A 17,212-nucleotide genomic window follows, 5' to 3' on the forward strand; every position below is an offset into this window, starting at 1 on the left:
GTGGCGTCTTCAGAGGTGGCGGCGTCGTGCGGCGACGTGTCGGTCGTACTCTTCACGGGCTTTCACGGCCGACGGCCGGGTGGCCGTTTCGGCTACAGGAACATCCCACCACGCCTGCGCCGGAGGCGGGCCCGACACTGTGTCTGCCGTTTCGGTCTCGACGTAGACACAAGTGGGACGGTCCGCGGCGCGCGCCTCGGCAAGGCCTTCGCGCAGGTCACGCACGGTCTTGGCGCGCAGTACCCGCATCCCGAGCGAACCGGCGTTGGCCGCGAGATCGACGGGGAGCGGCGGGCCGGTGAACGTGCCGTCCGCGGCGCGGTGACGGTAGGCGGTGCCGAAGCGTTCGCCGCCGACCGTCTCGGAGAGAGAGCCGATGGACGCGTAGCCGTGGTTCTGGAGGACGACCAGCTTCACGGGGAGTTCCTGCTGCACCGCGGTGACGATCTCGGTGGGATTCATCAGATACGTGCCGTCGCCGACGAGGGCCCAGACGGGGCGGCCGGGGGCGGCCAGCTGGACCCCGATCGCGGCCGGGATCTCGTAGCCCATGCAGGAGTATCCGTACTCGACGTGGTACTGGTGCGGGGAACGGGTCCGCCAGAGTTTGTGCAGGTCGCCGGGGAGCGAACCGGCCGCGTTGATCAGGATGTCGTCCTCGGTGACGAGCGCGTCGAGCAGACCGAGGACCTGGGCCTGGGTGGGGCGGGCGTGCGGGTCGTCGGCGGTGAACGCGGCGGTGACACGCCGTTCCCATCCCTCCTTGGCCTCGGCGTACTCGGTCTCGTAGGACGGGTCGACGCGGTGGTTGCGGGCGGCGAGCGCGGCGGTGAGTGCTTCGAGGGCGGTACGGGCGTCGGCGACGAGCGGCAGCGCGCCGAGCTTGTGGGCGTCGAAGCCGGTGATGTTGACGTTGAGGAAGCGGACGGCCGGGTTCGAGAAGAGCGTGGCGGAGGCGGTGGTGAAGTCGGAGTAGCGGGTGCCGATGCCGATCACCAGGTCGGCGGTGCGGGCCAGTTCGTCGGCGGTCGCGGTGCCGGTGTGGCCGATGCCGCCGACGTCAGCGGGGTGGTCGTGGCGCAGGGAGCCCTTGCCCGCCTGGGTGGAGGCGACGGGGATACGGGTGGCGGCGGCGAACGCGGCGAGGGTCTCCTCGGCCGCGCTGTGGTGGACGCCGCCGCCCGCCACGATCAGCGGCCGGCGGGCGCCGCGCACGGCCCGTACCGCTCGGTCGAGCTCGTGCGGATCGGGGGCGGGGCGGCGTACGTACCAGACGCGCTCGGCGAAGAACTCCTCCGGCCAGTCGTACGCCTGGGCCTGTACGTCCTGCGGCAGTGCGAGGGTGACGGCGCCGGTCTCCGCCGGGTCGGCGAGGGTCCGCATCGCCTGGAGTGCGGCCGGGATCAGCGCCTCGGGGCGGGTGATCCGGTCGAAGTAGCGGGAGACGGGGCGCAGACAGTCGTTGACCGAGATGTCGCCCGCGGCCGGGACTTCGAGCTGCTGGAGCACGGGATCGGCGGGCCGGGTCGCGAAGGTGTCCCCGGGCAGGAGGAGGACGGGGAGGTGGTTGATCGTGGCGAGGGCCGCGCCGGTGACGAGGTTGGTGGCGCCCGGGCCGATGGACGTGGTGACCGCGTGCGCCGAGAGCCGGCCGCACTGGCGGGCGTAGCCGACGGCGGCGTGCACCATGGCCTGTTCGTTGCGGCCTTGGAGGTAGGGCATGGCGCGGCCGCACTCGACGAGCGCCTGGCCGATTCCGGCGACGTTGCCGTGGCCGAAGATGCCCCAGGTGGCACCGATCAGCCGCTGCCGTCGGCCGTCGCGCTCGGTGTACTGGCGGGTCAGGAAGGACACCAGGGCCTGGGCGGTGGTCAGGCGGCGGGTACTCATGCGGGTGCCTCCGTCCCGTACAGCGGGAGTCTGGGGTCCACCGGCTGGGTGGTCCAGGTGTCACGGATCCAGCTGTGGTCGGGGTGGTCGGTGATCAGCCACTCCCGCAGCTCCCCCGGGCCCGCCATCACGTTGAGGTAGTACAGGGTGCGGCCGGGGGAGGCGATGGACGGGCCGTGCCAGCCGTCGGGGATGAGGACCGCGTCGCCGCTGCGGACCTCGGCTAGGACGTCCGTACCGCCCGCCCGGGACGGCGACACCCGGTGGTAGCCGAGACCGTCGCCCGCCACCTCGAAGTAGTAGATCTCCTCCAGCACGGATTCGACGCCGGGGCGGTGCTCGTCGTGTTTGTGCGGCGGGTAGGACGACCAGTTGCCGCCGGGGGTGAGGACCTCGACGGCGATCAGCCGGTCGCACGCGAAGGTGTCGGCGGCGGCGAAGTTGTTGACCTGCCGGGAGCAGTTCCCGGATCCGCGCAGTTCGACGGGTACCTCCGGCGCGGGGCCGTAGCGAGCGGGGAGTCGTCGCTCGCACTTCGCTCCTGCCAGGGCGAAGCGGCCTCCTGCGCCGGAGGCGATCTGTGCATGGGCGTCACGCGGTACATAGGCGAAGTCGGATACCCCGCTGAACACGCTTTCCCGGCCCAGTAGTTCAAAGATCTCACCTGAGATGTGCACCGTACAGCCACCGGTCAACGGCAGAACGATCCACTCGCTCTCCCCAGTGACGAGTGTGTGAACTCCGCCCGGCTCCAGCTCCAGCACGCGCAGGCCCGACCGGTCCCATCCGGCGCGCTCCGGGCCGATGTCGAGGGCGTAGGGGCCGTGCGCCGTGGATCCCGCGCGGACGTGGTACCGCGGCTCTTCGTACGTCGTCATACCCATCCCCTACCCGATACCCGGCACCCGGTCCCCGCCCGTTCCTCTCGGCTCCAGCAGCGATACGGCCGTGTCGACGGCCGCGGCCACCTTCCCGTCGGCCGGGTAGAGCAGTGAACGCCCCACCACCAGGCCCTGGACCGTGGGCAGTCGCAGCGCCGTGCGCCACTTCTCGAACGCGCCGTCCAGGTCGTCGCCCACCTCGCCGCCCAGCAGCACGGCGGGCAGCGTCGAGGCCTCCATCACCCGGGCCATGTCGCCGGGGTGCTCGGTGACGGGCACCTTGAGCCAGGTGTACGCGGACGTCCCGGCCAGCCCCGAAGCGATGGCGATCGAGGTGGTGACCGCCTCCGCCCCGAGGTCGTTGCGGACGTGGCCGTCCATCCGGCGGCAGAGGAACGGCTCGACGAAGACCGGCAGCCGGTGCGCGGCCATGGCGTCGATGGCCCGGGCGGTTGCGTGCATGGTGTCGAGCGAGCCGGGGTCGTCGTAGTCGATGCGCAGGAGCAGCTTGCCCGCGTCGAAGCGGAGCCGGTCGAGGTCCTCGGGGCGGTGGCCGGTGAAGCGGTCGTCGAGTTCGAAGGCGGCGCCCGCGAGCCCGCCGCGGTTCATCGAGCCGATGACGACCTTGTTCTCCAACGCGCCGAGCAGCAGCAGGTCGTCGAGGATGTCGGCGGTGGCGAGGACGCCGTCGACGCCGGGGCGGGAGAGGGCGAGGCAGAGCCGTTCCAGGAGCTCGAAGCGGTTGGCCATGGCCAGTTCGCGGTCGCCGACGGCGAGGGAGCCGCGGGCCGGATGGTCCGCCGCGATGATCATCAGGCGTCCGCCGTCGCCGACGAGGGGACGTCTGCGGCGGTGCGCGGCGGCCTCGGCGACGGCCTCGGGGTGGCGCATGCGCAGCTGGACGAGTTCGGAGACCGAGGAGGCCGGGGGCGTCATGGGGTGGCTCCGGTGGGGCGGGAGGTGACGGCGCCCGCGGTCAGGGCCGCTTCGACTTCGTACGGGAACGGCATGGCGGACGAGCAGGCGAGCCGGGAGGCGACGATCGCGCCGGCGGCGTTGGCGTACCGCATGACGCGTTCGGTCTCCCAGCCGGCGAGGAGCCCGTGGCAGAGCGCCCCGCCGAAGGCGTCCCCGGCGCCGAGGCCGTTGACCACCTCGACCGGCAGCGGCGGCACATCGGCCACCGTGCCGTCGCGGTGGACGGCGAGGACGCCCTTGGGGCCCTGTTTGACGACGGCCAGTTCGACGCCCGCGGCGATCAGGGCACGGGCGGCCGCGTACGGTTCGCGCTCGCCGGTGGCGATCTCGCACTCGTCGAGGTTTCCGACGGCGACGGTGGCGTGGGCGAGGGCCTCGCGGTAGCGGGCCGTGGGGGTGGGGCGGGACACGGATTCTTGCGTGGTGTCCCAGAACATCGGACGCCAGTCGAGGTCGAAGACGGTGATGCCCTTCCGGTCGCGGGCGCGGAGTGCGGCAAGGGTCGACGCGCGGCTCGGTTCGGCGCACAGCCCGGTGCCCGTCATCCAGAAGACCCGGGCGGAGCGGACCGCGTCGAGGTCCAGCTCCGACTCATGGATCTCCAGGTCGGGGGCCTTGGGCTGCCGGTAGAAGTAGAGCGGGAAGTCGTCGGGCGGGAAGATCTCGCAGAAGGTGACCGGCGTCGGATACGCGTCGACGGGCGTCACCCAGCGGTCGTCCACCCCGAACTCCCGCAACTGCTGGTGGAGATACTCCCCGAACGCGTCCCCGCCGGTACGGGTCACCACTGCGGCCCGCCGGCCGAGCCGGGCCGCCGCGACGGCGACATTGGTGGGTGAGCCCCCGAGGAACTTCCCGAAGGTGTCGACCCGGGCCAGTGGCCGACCGGTCTGCAAGGGGTAGAGATCCACACCGATCCGGCCCATGGTGATCACGTCGTACAGCTCAGGCATCTGCGTCCCTTCGACCGGCGACCGGGCGGCTGCCCCCAGGTCTAGCCCTCCCCCGCACCCCTGTCAACGCTTTGTCCGGACATACGGACGAATCATTGACACGGTTCCCCGGGGCCGGGAGGCTGGGCGGCATGACCTCCTCCGCAGCGGCTCCGGCCCGTATCCGTATCGGTTCGGCACCCGACTCGTGGGGGGTGTGGTTCCCCGACGATCCGCGGCAAGTGCCCTGGCAGCGCTTCCTCGACGAGGTCTCCGCGGCGGGTTACGAGTGGATCGAGCTCGGTCCGTACGGTTACCTCCCGACCGACCCGGCCCGTCTCACCGACGAGACCCGCCGCCGCGGACTCACGGTCTCGGCCGGGACCGTCTTCACCGGATTGCACCACGGCGCCGGCGTCTGGGACCGGACCTGGGCGCATGTCGCCGATATCGCGGCACTCACCCGGGCGATGGGCGCCGGGCATCTGGTGGTCATCCCGTCGTTCTGGCGCGACGACAGGACGGGCGAGCTCCTGGAGGACCGGGAGCTGACCGCGGAGCAGTGGCGCGACCTCACCACCCTGACGGAGCGGCTGGGCCGCGAGGTGCGGGACCGGTTCGGGCTGCGCATCGTCGTCCATCCGCACGCCGACACCCATATCGACAGCGAGGAGAACGTCGCCCGCTTCCTCGACGCCACCGATCCCGAGCTGGTCTCGCTCTGCCTCGACACCGGCCACTACGCCTACTGCGGCGGCGACAGCGTCAAGCTGATCGAGACGTACGGGGAACGGATCGGCTATCTGCACCTCAAGCAGGTCGACCCGGAGATCCTGGCCCAAGTGGTGGCGGACGAGGTGCCGTTCGGGCCCGCCGTGGCGCGCGGCGTGATGTGCGAACCGCCGGGCGGGGTGCCCGCGCTGGAACCCGTGCTCGCCGCCGCCCGCGAGCTGGACGTCGATCTCTTCGCCATCGTCGAGCAGGACATGTACCCGTGCCCGCCCGACAAACCCCTCCCCATCGCCCGCCGCACCCGGGACTTCCTGCGCAGCTGCGGCGGCCCGCACCGGACCCCTGACACGCCGAGGCGCGCCGGGAAGTGACGTAGGGGCGGTACGCGGTGTTGTCCTCGACGAGAAGCCGGTGCGCGGCCCCGGCCGCGCACCCCACCACGCCGCACGAGGAGCAACTCACCATGATCCGGAAGATGCTGTCGCCCCGCGGGACGGCCGGGGCCCTGGCCGCGGTCGCTCTGGCCGCCGCCCTCGCCGCCGGCCTGGGCGGCTCGGCCGCCTCGGCCGCCGACGACTACAACCCGCCGCCACCGCCCGGCTCCAGCCCGGTCTGCGTCTTCTACGACGGCGACGGGCCGACCCTCTACGGCGAGCGGGGCGAGCGGGTCTCCCAGGTGCAGTGCATGCTGGCCAACCGCCACTATCTGCCGTGGTCCGCACTCGACGGAACGTTCGGACCGCAGACCCTCCTCGCCGTGCAGCGCTTCCAGGCGGACCACCCGCCGCTCAGGCCGGACGGCCTGGTCACCGCGGCGACCTGGTCGGCGCTCTGGCACGCGGGGCCGAGCCGCACGACCCCGCTCCCCTATCCGCCGGTGTGACCACGGCGCACACCACCCTCTCCCCGGTCTCCCGTAACCACTTCGTCACACATGTCCGCGTTACGCGGCTCTTCCGTCACAGGCGCACGACAGCCCCTCCCCGGGGCTCACTCCCTCTCGTTGCACCGAGCGCAGGCTGAGTGATCGTCAACGTCCGTGCCGCGGCTCCCTCGACGGCCTTCCCGGCTGCCGCCGCGGTGCAGAGAGGTGACACTTATGACGGACAGCAGACTCTGGTCCTACAAGGACATCGCGGCCCACATCCGGGTGCAGCCGGACACCGTCCGCTCGTACCGAAAGCACGGTCTCCTCCCGTCGCCGGACCATGTGGAGAACGGCAAGCCCTACTGGTACGCGGACACCATCCGCGCCTGGGTCGCCTCAAGACCCGGCAACCGAGGACGCAGGGACTGACCCCCCCTGGCAAACACAGCCCCGTACAGCGAGCGCGCCCAGAAGCCCGCCCGCCGTACGGGGCCTCCTCTTCCGCCGGATGTGCACCCTTCTGCTCGGCGAGGTGTGCACCCCTTCTGCGCAACGTGACACTTCCCCCTCCACCTGTCACGTTCACACCGCCCCCCCTGCCGCTGCCAACTAGCCCCGGCCACTGCTCCCCCCTCCGCACAACGTGACACTCACCCCCACATCTGTCACGTTACGTAACACCCCCTACGCGGAGCCGGGGCGAAACCGCCCGTTCGGGCACGGCTCCTGGACGGCGATCGCCGGTGGCGTCCCGCTCTCTTCTCCCGGAGGCCGAACGGGCGTTTCCACCCCGCCGCGCCCGCGATCGCCACCTGCCCCGGCATCGCCGTGCTGCACTCGCTCCGGGACTCGATGCCCGGCATCACGATCCGGCCGGCCGCCACCGACACCCGCCGGAACCACCGGTGCTCGCATTCATACCCCCTAGGGGTATAGTCTGATAAGCATCGAGGGGCACCGGAGCTTCCGGGGCCCCTGCCGCCACATCCTTCTGCGCTCATCGAAGAGGAGAACACCATGACCGCCGAGACCCAGCTCCCCCAGGCCACCGGCTCCTGCTGCTCGCCGAGTGGCTCCTGCCACGGAAGCACGGACAGCGGCGACGGGGCGGGCGCGGTGACCACCGTCTACCAGGTGTCCGGCATGACCTGCGGCCACTGCGAAGGTGCCGTCTCCGAGGAGATCTCCGGCATCGAGGGCGTCACCTCGGTGAAGGCCGTCGCCTCCACCGGCCAGGTGACCGTCGTCTCCCGGACCCCGCTGGCGGAGGACGCGGTGCGCGCCGCGGTGGACGAGGCCGGTTACGAACTCGTCGGCCGGGCCTGAACACCATCGGGACCCACCCGCCACACCCGGCAACACCGCATCACCCGCATCACCCCCCTTTGCCGCCGGGCCGGACCGACCAGCAGATACTGGTGGGGTACGGCCCGGCAGGCGTTTCAGGAGTACGGACATGCACAGCGCGACAGAGGCCGAGAGCCCGGCGGCGGAGAGTTCACGGGCGGAACTCACGATCGGCGGGATGACCTGCGCCTCCTGCGCCGCCCGCGTCGAGAAGAAGCTCAACCGGATGGACGGCGTCACCGCCAGCGTGAATTACGCGACCGAGAAGGCCCGCGTCTCCTTCGGCCCGGGTACCGGTCTGGCGGACCTGATCGCCACGGTCGAGAAGACTGGTTACACGGCGCAGCCGGTACGCCGCCCCGATCCCACACCGCTCGGCGGGGCGCGGGTCGCGACCGCCACACCCGTGGCCACCGCCGAAGGCGCCCCCGAGGCCGCCGCCGGATCCGGACCCGGCACCGGGACCGAACCCGCCGAACCCCGGACCGACGACGGCAGCACCGAACCCGGGACCGACGACGGCGATCCCGCCGAGCGGCGCGCCGCCCTCGCGCTCGCCTCGCTGCGTCAGCGCCTGATCGTCTCGGCCGTCCTCGCCGTGCCCGTCATCGTGCTCGCGATGGTCCCGGCGCTCCAGTTCGACAACTGGCAGTGGCTCTCCCTCACCCTCGCCGCCCCCGTCGTGGTCTGGGGCGGGCTGCCCTTCCATCGCGCCACCTGGGCCAACCTCCGGCACGGCGCGGCCACCATGGACACCCTGGTCTCGGTCGGCACCCTCGCCGCCTTCGGCTGGTCCCTGTGGGCGCTGTTCTTCGGCGACGCGGGCATGACCGGGATGCGGCACGGCTTCGACTTCACCGTCTCGCGCGACGGGGCCTCCTCCACCATCTATCTGGAAGTCGCCGCCGGCGTCGTCACCTTCATCCTGCTGGGCCGCTACCTGGAGGCGAAGTCCAAGCGGAAGGCCGGTTCCGCCCTGCGGGCGCTGATGCACCTGGGCGCGAAGGACGTCACCGTCCTCAGGGGCGGCACGGAGGTACGCGTCCCCGTCGGCCGGCTCACCGTCGGCGACCGCTTCGTCGTCCGCCCCGGCGAGAAGATCGCCACGGACGGCACCGTCGTGGCGGGCGCGTCGGCCGTGGACGCCTCCATGCTCACCGGCGAGTCCGTCCCCGTCGATGTGGGCGTGGGCGACTTGGTCACCGGGGCCACCATGAACGCCTCCGGCCGGCTCGTCGTCGAGGCGACCCGGGTCGGGGCCGACACCCAGCTGGCCCGGATGGCGAAGCTCGTCGAGGAGGCGCAGAGCGGCAAGGCCGAGGTGCAGCGCCTCGCCGACCGGATCTCCGCGGTCTTCGTCCCCGTGGTGCTGGTGCTGGCGCTGGCCACCCTGGTCGGGTGGCTGCTGGTCACGGACGACGTGACGGCCGCGTTCACCGCCGCCGTCGCCGTGCTGATCATCGCCTGCCCCTGCGCCCTGGGCCTCGCCACCCCGACCGCCCTCATGGTCGGCACGGGACGCGGCGCCCAGCTCGGCATCCTGATCAAGGGCCCCGAAGTCCTGGAGACCACCCGCCGCGTCGACACGATCGTCCTCGACAAGACCGGCACGGTCACCACCGGCCGGATGACCCTGCTGGACGTACACACCGCGGACGGCACCGACGAGAACGACGTACTGCGCCTCGCGGGCGCCCTGGAACACTCCTCCGAACACCCCATCGCCCGCGCTGTCGCCGCCGGAGCCGCCGAACGCACCGGCGCCGCCCTGCCCACCCCCGAGGACTTCACCAACGTCGCGGGCCTCGGCGTCCAGGGGACCGTCGAGGGCCACGCCGTCCTCGTCGGCCGTGAGCAGCTGCTCGCCGATGCCGGCATCACCGTCCCCGAGGCCCTGTCCGACGCAGTGGCGGACGCGGCGGCCCGGGGCCGTACGGCAATCGCCGTCGCCTGGGACGGCGAGGCGCGCGGCGTCCTCGCCGTCGCCGACGCGGTCAAGGAGTCCAGCGCGGCCGCCGTCGCCGAACTGCGCGCGCTCGGCCTCCACCCCGTCCTGCTGACCGGCGACAACCGAGCCGTGGCGGAGGCCGTGGCCCACGCCGTCGGGATCGACGAGGTCCACGCCGAGGTCCTGCCCGAGGAGAAGGTCCACGTCATCGAGCGGCTCCGGGCCCGGGGGCACTCCGTCGCCATGGTCGGTGACGGGGTCAACGACGCGGCCGCCCTGGCCACCGCCGACCTCGGCCTGGCGATGGGAACCGGTACGGATACCGCGATCGAGGCCGGCGATCTCACCCTCGTTCGTGGAGATCTCAAGGTGGCGGCTGATGCGATCAGGCTCTCCCGGCGCACCCTGACCACCATCAAGGGCAACCTCTTCTGGGCATTCGGCTATAACGTTGCTGCCCTACCCCTTGCGGCATTTGGCCTGCTCAACCCTATGATTGCCGGAGCGGCGATGGCGTTCTCATCGGTCTTCGTCGTGACGAACAGCCTGCGGTTGCGCTCCTTCACGTAACATCCACAAAGAGATTTAGATCACACCGGTTTCAGGGTAACCATTCGGTGGGTTCGCGAGTCTAAGAGTGCGATGCCAAGGATGTCTTGGGGGACGTCCATCGAAGTGTCTTGGGGGACGCTTCGGGCAAGCGTTGGCCGGGGCACGTGCACCGGGGAGCTTTGAGCGGCCCTCCCGTGCGTACGTACCCCGGCAGACCGCACCGGAAGTGCAAGAGAAGAAGCGCGCAGCGTGCCCAGGAGCTTCGGCTCCCACAGACGCCCGGCCGGATCCCGTGGGGGGAATCCGCTCCGGGACATGGGAAGCGCCTCGCTGTCGGCCCGTGGGGGGATCGATGGCGGGGCGCTTCTCGCTGCCCGCGCCCCTGGGGCCTTTCGTAGGGATGCAAATCGCCCCGGACACCGCGCTCTGTGCGAAAGCGCGGTACACGGGGCGAAGACAACCGGCCGGACGGCCGGGGTGGTACGGGGTGGGTTCGAGGCTCAGCGGCTCTCGACCGGGACGAAGTCGCGCAGGACCTCGCCGGTGTAGATCTGGCGCGGGCGGCCGATGCGGGAACCCGGCTCCTTGATCATCTCGTGCCACTGGGCGATCCAGCCGGGGAGCCGGCCGATCGCGAAGAGCACCGTGAACATCTCGGTCGGGAAGCCCATGGCCCGGTAGATCAGCCCCGTGTAGAAGTCCACGTTGGGGTAGAGGTTGCGGGAGACGAAGTACTCGTCGGAGAGCGCGTGCTCCTCCAGCTTCAGCGCGATGTCCAGCAGCTCGTCGGACTTGCCGAGCGCGGACAGCACGTCGTGCGCCGCGGCCTTGATGATCTTGGCGCGCGGGTCGAAGGACTTGTAGACGCGGTGGCCGAAGCCCATCAGCCGGACGCCGTCCTCCTTGTTCTTCACCTTGCGGATGAAGGAGTCGACATCGCCGCCGTTGGCCTGGATGCCTTCGAGCATCTCCAGCACCGACTGGTTGGCGCCTCCGTGCAGCGGGCCCCACAGCGCCGAGATACCGGCGGAGATCGAGGCGAACATGTTCGCCTGCGAGGAGCCGACCAGACGCACGGTGGAGGTCGAACAGTTCTGCTCGTGGTCCGCGTGCAGAATCAGCAGCTTCTCCAGCGCCGAGACGACGACCGGGTCCGGCACGTACTCCTGGGCGGGGACCGAGAAGGTCATGCGCAGGAAGTTCTCGACGTACCCGAGATCATTGCTCGGGTAGACGAACGGGTGGCCGATCGACTTCTTGTACGCGTACGCCGCGATCGTCGGCAGCTTGGCCAGCAGCCGGATCGTCGAGAGGTGACGCTGCTCCTCGTCGAACGGGTTGTGGCTGTCCTGGTAGAACGTGGACAGCGCGCTGACGACCGAGGACAGCATGGCCATCGGGTGGGCGTCGCGCGGGAAGCCGTCGAAGAACCGCTTGACGTCCTCGTGCAGCAGCGTGTGCTGAGTGATCTCGTTCTTGAAGGTCGACAGCTCGTCGGCCTTGGGAAGCTCACCGTTGATGAGCGTGTACGCGACCTCGAGGAACGTCGAGCGCTCGGCGAGCTGCTCGATGGGGTAGCCGCGGTAACGCAGGATGCCCTGCTCACCGTCGAGGTAGGTAATGGCGGATTTATAGGCGGCGGTGTTGCCATATCCGCTGTCCAGCGTCACCAGACCGGTATTGGCCCGGAGCTTCCCGATGTCGAAGCCCTTGTCGCCGACGGTGCTGTCGATCACCGGGTAGGTGTACTCGCCATCGCCGTACCGCAGTACTACAGCGTTGTTGGTGTGCTCGCTCACGTCATCCCTCACCGACGTAGTGCCTCTTCTTCGAGGTTCCCTGACTGTCTCCACCCTCCCCCATTTGGCTCAGGAGAGTGCACTCGGGGTCATCCATTGGACCTACTCGCGGCACTGAGTGCCGCGAGCTTACTCATCCTGCCCCCTCGGTTCCGGTTCCGGAAGGGCTCCGTGATGTTTGCCACCGATTTGATCGATCATTTTTTCGGGGGATCCTCCGCCCGGGCCCCCGGACAGCCGGTAATCCAGCGCCGTACAGCGTCTGCCTGCGGAAACTGTGCGGACCGCCTGGCCGATCGCCTGTCGCGAGCCGACCAGCACGACGAGCTTCTTGGCCCTGGTCACGGCGGTGTAGAGGAGGTTCCGCTGGAGCATCATCCAGGCGCTTTTGGTGACGGGGATGACGACGGCCGGGTACTCGCTGCCCTGGGAGCGGTGGATCGTCATGGCGTACGCGTGGGCCAGCTCGTCCAGCTCGTCGAAGTCGTAACCGATCTCCTCGTCCTCGTCCGTGAGGACGGTGAGCCGCTGTTCGTCCAGGTCGAGGGCGGTGACGACGCCGACCGTGCCGTTGAAGACGCCGTTCTCCCCCTTGTCGTAGTTGTTGCGGATCTGGGTGACCTTGTCGCCGACCCGGAAGACCCGGCCGCCCACCCGCTTCTCGGGGAGGTCGGGGCGGCCCGGGGTGATGGCCTGCTGGAGCAGCCCGTTGAGCGCGCCCGCGCCGGCCGGACCGCGGTGCATGGGGGCGAGGACCTGGACATCACGCCGGGGGTCGAGGCCGAACTTGGCCGGGATACGACGGGCGGCGACGTCCACCGCGAGAACGCCCGCCTGCTCCGTCTCGTCCTCGACGAAGAGGAAGAAGTCGTCCAGGCCCTGGGTGAGCGGCGGCGTACCGGTGTTGATGCGGTGGGCGTTGGTGACGACGCCGGACTTCTGGGCCTGCCGGAAGATCGTCGTCAGCCGGACCGCCGGAACGGGTCCGCCCTCGGCCAGCAGATCGCGCAGCACCTCCCCCGCGCCGACCGACGGCAACTGGTCGACGTCCCCGACGAGCAGCAGGTGGGCACCGGGTGCCACGGCCTTGAACAGCTTGTTGGCGAGCAGCAGATCGAGCATCGACGCCTCGTCGACGACGACCAGATCGGCGTCCAGCGGCCGGTCCCGGTCGTAGGCCGCGTCCCCGCCCGGCTTGAGTTCGAGCAGCCGGTGCACGGTGGACGCCTCGGCCCCGGTCAGCTCGGAGAGCCGCTTGGCCGCCCGCCCGGTGGGCGCGGCCAGCACGACCTTGGCGCGTTTGGCGCGGGCGAGTTCGACCACGGAGCGGACGGTGAACGACTTCCCGCAGCCGGGCCCACCGGTCAGCACGGCGACCTTGCGGCTGAGCGCGAGCCGGACGGCGGCCTCCTGCTCGGGGGCCAGCGTCGCCCCCGTACGGCCCGCGAGCCAGGTCAGCGCCTTGGCCCAGTCGACGTCCCTAAAGGCCGGCATCCGGTCCTCGGGCGTCCGCAGCAGCCGCTGCACCTGCGCGGCGAGCGCGACCTCGGCGCGGTGGAACGGCACGAGATACACGGCGGTGACCGGCTCGCCGCCCTCGGGCGACGGCACCTTCTCCCGTACGACGCCCTCCGGGTCCTCGGCCAGTTCGGCGAGGCACTCGATGACCAGCCCCGTATCGACCTGGAGGAGCTTCACGCCGTCGGCGATCAGCCGCTCCTCGGGGAGGAAGCAGTGCCCCTGGTCGGTGGATTGCGACAGTGCGTACTGCAGCCCGGCCTTGACCCGCTCCGGGCTGTCGTGCGGGATGCCGACCGCCTGGGCGATCTTGTCGGCGGTGAGGAAGCCGATGCCCCAGACGTCGGCGGCCAGCCGGTAGGGCTGGTTCTTCACGACGGAGATCGAGGCGTCCTCGTACTTCTTGTAGATACGGACGGCGATGGAGGTGGAGACCCCGACCCCCTGGAGGAAGACCATCACCTCCTTGATCGCCTTCTGTTCCTCCCAGGCGGTGGCGATCATCTTCGTCCGCTTCGGCCCGAGCCCCGGCACCTCGACCAGCCGCTTCGGCTCCTGCTCGATGATGTCGAGGGTGTCGACCCCGAAGTGGGTGGTGATCCGGTCCGCCATCACCGGGCCGATGCCCTTGATCAGTCCGGAGCCGAGATAGCGGCGGATGCCCTGGATGGTGGCGGGCAGCACGGTCGTGTAGTTCTCGACCGTGAACTGCTTTCCGTACTGCGAGTGCGAGCTCCAGCGCCCCTCCATCCGCAGCGACTCACCGACCTGCGCCCCGAGCAGCGACCCGACCACCGTGAGCAGATCACCCCCGCCCCGACCGGTGTCGACGCGGGCGACGGTGTATCCGTTCTCCTCGTTGGCGTAGGTGATGCGCTCAAGCACACCTTCGAGGACGGCCATGTTGGACATGTTCCGACCGTATCGGTTCCCACCGACAACTCATTCCCGGCCTCGGAGGCCGCCCGTTTCCTGTGGTGACGGCGCCTGAGCAGCGCTGCCCGGACCGCCGGGAACACAGCCGGGCCAGGGCCTGTTGCGCCCATGGGTCGGAGCGGCTGGGAAGCTGTTGTCCGGCGGCGCTTTGCCCCAGCTGGCCATGGCCTCATCTGTCGGTGATCCCGGAGAGCCATGCCGTGTCCTCCGGGCCCGGCGCTCCGAGGCCGGGCGCGGGCAGCCGGCGGACCTCGCCCGTTCGCAGGGCGACCGTGGCCCGTGGCCGCATCGGCCCGTCGCCCTTGCGTGAGAGCAGGACGAGTCCCCAGACTGTCGCCGCCATGGTGTCGAGCCGGGTGACACAGTCGGCGGTGACTCGCCGCGGATCCCGGGTCCGGCCCAGGGACAGATGTGGGGTGAAGTTCTTGGCGGGCCCACTGCAGCGCGGGAACCGCTGCTGCAGCAGGCGGTGCAGGTGGGCCCACGGCGCCTGGCCGGCTGCCGTCGGGTCGAGCCACACGGTGAAGTACGCCCTGTGCCGGAAGGTGCGCACCGTTCCTAGCCAGTGTGCATGAGTGAGTCCTGGACCCACCGATGTGTACTGGGCGCATCCCGAACGGTTTTGGATGCGCTGGGTTCCCGCTTTCTCGTCCCGTTCGGCGGCACGTCTCTGGGGGCGTGGTCCGTGGCGGGTGGGCGGGTTCCGTCACGTCCTCGGGTGCCTGGCCCGGCCTGGGCGGTCCGATGCCCCGCACGATCACTCCGGTCGTGTGGGGGCGGTGCCGTCCGACGCCGGACCGGGTGTCCGAGGGCGCGTCGTCCGATCGCGATGCCGGCGGCATCATGACGGGACATTCTGCGGTGCGGGGTGGCCAGTGGCTTCTGCCAGTGCTGGGCACCCCACATTGAGGTGTAGGCGGGGTCGACCGCGACAATGCTCAGGCCCTGTTCGGCGGCCATGGAGACCAGCCGGGCCTTGAGCTTCCCGGTCGGAATACCGGAGATCAGCTGCCGAAACCGTTTCCTGCGGCCGTGTTTCTCCCGCGTTTTCTCGGGTGAAGTCGAGGTCTTCGATGCCGATCGCGGCCACGCCGCACTGCTTGGCCCAGTGGAGCAGGCGGGTGAGGGCGTGGCGGATCTGGGCGTCGCGGTGCGTGGCGGTGCCGGACAGGTCGTAGGGGAAGCGGTGCGGGTCGCCGATGGGGTTGCCGTGTGCGTCGAGGTGGTAGGCGGCGAAGTGGTCGGCGTTGGTGTCGACACCGATTACGCCGAGGGCGCGTGCGGCCTCCAATGGGATGGTCTGGACGATGGGGCGTTGCCAGGACGCGGTGAGGTACCAGCGGCCACGGTCGGTGTCGAGGTGGATGCGGTAGGCCACGGCCCGGTTCGCGACGATGCGGTCGGCCCACTCCTGACCCCGGTGCGCAAACGCCGCGGTCGAGTTGAGGGTGTACCGGTCGTGCTTGGCGTTGGCCAGGTGTGCGAGCGGGGCAGGCAGTTTGATGCTGACCTCGCCGTCCGGGGTGACGCGGATGGTCTCGTTCCCGAACCGTTTCCCGGACTCGCCGTCGGCGGCGATGAACCAGCGTTCCGCTTCCCAGCGTTCCCGCCACTGCTCTTCGGTGAGCCGGGCCTGGGTGAGGTGGTGGCGGGTGTTGAGGAGGTGTCTGCCGCCCCGCACGACCCGGACGCGTCCGGCCTTCCGGTCACGGACCGCGGCATCGTGCCGGGCTTCCAGCGCTGCGAGGCGTCGGGACTTGTGGAACCACTCTCCTTTGGAGCGGTAGCCACCGGCCGCCCGCTTCGTTCCCGGCGCGCCGATGGGGAGGGACAGGCGGTGCCGCAGCGTCCTGATCCCGGCTTCCAGCGTCTGGATGTGCGCGGCCTGGCAACGGCGGGCCAGCGCCCACTGATCGTGCGTGGCTTTGGTGATCGCGCCGGCGATCCGCGACGACGACAGCGGCGTCAGGTCCCGCTTGCGCGACGCCCAGGTGTCCGCGCTGTGCTCCAGACCACCCGCACAGCGAGCCCTGAGATCACGGGAAGCCAGACGACCCTGATGCTCACCGACCGCACGCAGGACTATCTCGTCCTGGGGCGCGAGGTGCTTGAGACGGTCCGGACCGCCACCCCGCACGGCCCGGACACCACGAACGGCGCCGCCAACTCCCGCACACCACCCACCACAACACCCCCTCCCACGAGACCGGACAACCACTACCCAGCCCAACGAGCACCAGCCGCCAAGGTCACCTATTCGGCCCCAGAACTACCGTTCCCACTCGGTGAACCCGCGGCATGGCGCGGTCGGGAGTGCTCATGGGCGACAGCCTGGCACGAGGGTCTGACAGCGGCAGTGATCACCGGGGCTGCCGCCGCGCTCACACACGGCGGGGCTCGGGCTGGATGACTTCCTTCGTCAATGGCCACGGAGTCGCGGATGACCAGCCGACGACCGGCATGGTCTCGTCGTAGTGCGGCGCGAAGTCGGCGCACACCAGCGCGGGCATGCGGTAATCGGAGTCGCGGACGTGGGCCAGGAACGTTTCAGGCAGGGCAACGTGATGCGTCGCGAGGTAATGCGAGAAGTCCTGCCGCCACAGCCAGGACCCGTCCGTGACCAGCGACGAGCACCCTGCGGAATAGCGGTGCGGAAGCCCGGTGAGGACGTCCCGCCCGGCTTCCATCACGTCCAGCAGCACATGACCGGCATCCAAGTAGGTCACGATCTTGCCCTCGTCGGCCTCGCCGGCAGGACGCACGGCGTCACGCAGCCGGCCGTTCGGCCGCACCCCCGCGTCATTGAACTCGTCGTAGAAGCCCAACAGCCC

At 70.4% G+C, this 17,212-nt stretch carries 13 protein-coding genes and 1 pseudogene; 5 read left to right on the top strand and 9 right to left on the bottom strand.

Features of this window, described 5'->3' with window-relative positions; all coding sequences use genetic code 11:
- Positions 1–9: 9 nt before the first annotated feature.
- The 4 genes from iolD to iolC are packed head-to-tail and all read right to left on the bottom strand — an operon-like array spanning position 10 to position 4,702.
- Positions 10–1,890 carry a 3D-(3,5/4)-trihydroxycyclohexane-1,2-dione acylhydrolase (decyclizing) gene (gene iolD / locus OG306_RS12590; protein ID WP_266906696.1) on the bottom strand — a complete coding sequence of 627 codons (1,881 nt, stop codon included), beginning with the start codon at positions 1,888–1,890 and terminating at the stop codon, positions 10–12.
- Positions 1,887–2,768 carry a 5-deoxy-glucuronate isomerase gene (gene iolB / locus OG306_RS12595; protein ID WP_266746268.1) on the bottom strand — a complete coding sequence of 294 codons (882 nt, stop codon included), beginning with the start codon at positions 2,766–2,768 and terminating at the stop codon, positions 1,887–1,889. Before iolB ends, iolD begins: the two co-directional genes overlap by 4 nt.
- 9 nt (positions 2,769–2,777) lie before the next feature.
- Positions 2,778–3,707: a Cgl0159 family (beta/alpha)8-fold protein gene (locus OG306_RS12600; protein WP_371665298.1), complete on the bottom strand. Its 930-nt coding sequence runs from the start codon at positions 3,705–3,707 to the stop codon at positions 2,778–2,780.
- Positions 3,704–4,702, bottom strand: coding sequence for a 5-dehydro-2-deoxygluconokinase (gene iolC / locus OG306_RS12605; RefSeq protein WP_371665299.1), 999 nt, complete (start codon positions 4,700–4,702; stop codon positions 3,704–3,706). Before iolC ends, OG306_RS12600 begins: the two co-directional genes overlap by 4 nt.
- A 131-nt stretch (positions 4,703–4,833) precedes the next feature.
- On the opposite strand from iolC, the gene OG306_RS12610 reads away from it, so the two are divergent.
- From OG306_RS12610 to OG306_RS12630, 5 genes are all read left to right on the top strand, one after another.
- Positions 4,834–5,784, top strand: coding sequence for a sugar phosphate isomerase/epimerase family protein (locus OG306_RS12610; protein ID WP_371665300.1), 951 nt, complete (start codon positions 4,834–4,836; stop codon positions 5,782–5,784).
- Positions 5,785–5,876: 92 nt separating this feature from the next.
- On the top strand, positions 5,877–6,296 hold the full coding sequence (locus OG306_RS12615) for a peptidoglycan-binding domain-containing protein (protein WP_371665301.1): 420 nt from the start codon (positions 5,877–5,879) through the stop codon (positions 6,294–6,296).
- Between the two features lie 216 nt (positions 6,297–6,512).
- Positions 6,513–6,710: a helix-turn-helix transcriptional regulator gene (locus OG306_RS12620; RefSeq protein WP_266746273.1), complete on the top strand. Its 198-nt coding sequence runs from the start codon at positions 6,513–6,515 to the stop codon at positions 6,708–6,710.
- Between the two features lie 588 nt (positions 6,711–7,298).
- Positions 7,299–7,607, top strand: coding sequence for a heavy-metal-associated domain-containing protein (locus tag OG306_RS12625; protein ID WP_266746274.1), 309 nt, complete (start codon positions 7,299–7,301; stop codon positions 7,605–7,607).
- Between the two features lie 130 nt (positions 7,608–7,737).
- Positions 7,738–10,146 carry a heavy metal translocating P-type ATPase gene (locus OG306_RS12630; RefSeq protein WP_371665302.1) on the top strand — a complete coding sequence of 803 codons (2,409 nt, stop codon included), beginning with the start codon at positions 7,738–7,740 and terminating at the stop codon, positions 10,144–10,146.
- Between the two features lie 482 nt (positions 10,147–10,628).
- On the opposite strand, the gene OG306_RS12635 is transcribed toward OG306_RS12630, so the two are convergent.
- The 5 genes and pseudogenes from OG306_RS12635 to OG306_RS12655 all read right to left on the bottom strand — a co-directional run bounded on the left by OG306_RS12635 (position 10,629) and on the right by OG306_RS12655 (position 17,206).
- On the bottom strand, positions 10,629–11,927 hold the full coding sequence (locus tag OG306_RS12635) for a citrate synthase (RefSeq protein WP_266746276.1): 1,299 nt from the start codon (positions 11,925–11,927) through the stop codon (positions 10,629–10,631).
- Between the two features lie 129 nt (positions 11,928–12,056).
- Positions 12,057–14,357, bottom strand: coding sequence for an SF1B family DNA helicase RecD2 (gene recD2 / locus OG306_RS12640; RefSeq protein WP_371665303.1), 2,301 nt, complete (start codon positions 14,355–14,357; stop codon positions 12,057–12,059).
- A gap of 193 nt (positions 14,358–14,550) precedes the next feature.
- On the bottom strand, positions 14,551–14,934 hold the full coding sequence (locus tag OG306_RS12645; RefSeq protein WP_266746278.1) for a 2'-5' RNA ligase family protein: 384 nt from the start codon (positions 14,932–14,934) through the stop codon (positions 14,551–14,553).
- Between the two features lie 5 nt (positions 14,935–14,939).
- Positions 14,940–16,565, bottom strand: a pseudogene (locus tag OG306_RS12650) (IS200/IS605 family accessory protein TnpB-related protein).
- 197 nt (positions 16,566–16,762) lie between these two features.
- The gene (locus OG306_RS12655) at positions 16,763–17,206 is read right to left on the bottom strand and encodes a hypothetical protein (RefSeq protein ID WP_266746280.1); all 444 of its coding nucleotides are present in this window, start codon (positions 17,204–17,206) and stop codon (positions 16,763–16,765) included.
- Positions 17,207–17,212 lie beyond the last annotated feature (6 nt).

This window comes from Streptomyces sp. NBC_01241, assembly GCF_041435435.1.
Lineage (GTDB): Bacteria > Actinomycetota > Actinomycetes > Streptomycetales > Streptomycetaceae > Streptomyces.

What these genes read in the sequence shown, in the direction of transcription:
- OG306_RS12620 (WP_266746273.1), top strand. Translation starts at nt 6,513, where the DNA reads ATGACGGACAGCAGACTCTGGTCCTACAAGGACATCGCGGCCCACATC.
- OG306_RS12615 (WP_371665301.1), top strand. Translation starts at nt 5,877, where the DNA reads ATGATCCGGAAGATGCTGTCGCCCCGCGGGACGGCCGGGGCCCTGGCC.
- recD2 (WP_371665303.1), bottom strand. Translation starts at nt 14,357, where the DNA reads ATGTCCAACATGGCCGTCCTCGAAGGTGTGCTTGAGCGCATCACCTAC.
- OG306_RS12600 (WP_371665298.1), bottom strand. Translation starts at nt 3,707, where the DNA reads ATGACGCCCCCGGCCTCCTCGGTCTCCGAACTCGTCCAGCTGCGCATG.
- iolD (WP_266906696.1), bottom strand. Translation starts at nt 1,890, where the DNA reads ATGAGTACCCGCCGCCTGACCACCGCCCAGGCCCTGGTGTCCTTCCTG.
- OG306_RS12630 (WP_371665302.1), top strand. Translation starts at nt 7,738, where the DNA reads ATGCACAGCGCGACAGAGGCCGAGAGCCCGGCGGCGGAGAGTTCACGG.
- iolC (WP_371665299.1), bottom strand. Translation starts at nt 4,702, where the DNA reads ATGCCTGAGCTGTACGACGTGATCACCATGGGCCGGATCGGTGTGGAT.
- OG306_RS12625 (WP_266746274.1), top strand. Translation starts at nt 7,299, where the DNA reads ATGACCGCCGAGACCCAGCTCCCCCAGGCCACCGGCTCCTGCTGCTCG.
- iolB (WP_266746268.1), bottom strand. Translation starts at nt 2,768, where the DNA reads ATGACGACGTACGAAGAGCCGCGGTACCACGTCCGCGCGGGATCCACG.
- OG306_RS12610 (WP_371665300.1), top strand. Translation starts at nt 4,834, where the DNA reads ATGACCTCCTCCGCAGCGGCTCCGGCCCGTATCCGTATCGGTTCGGCA.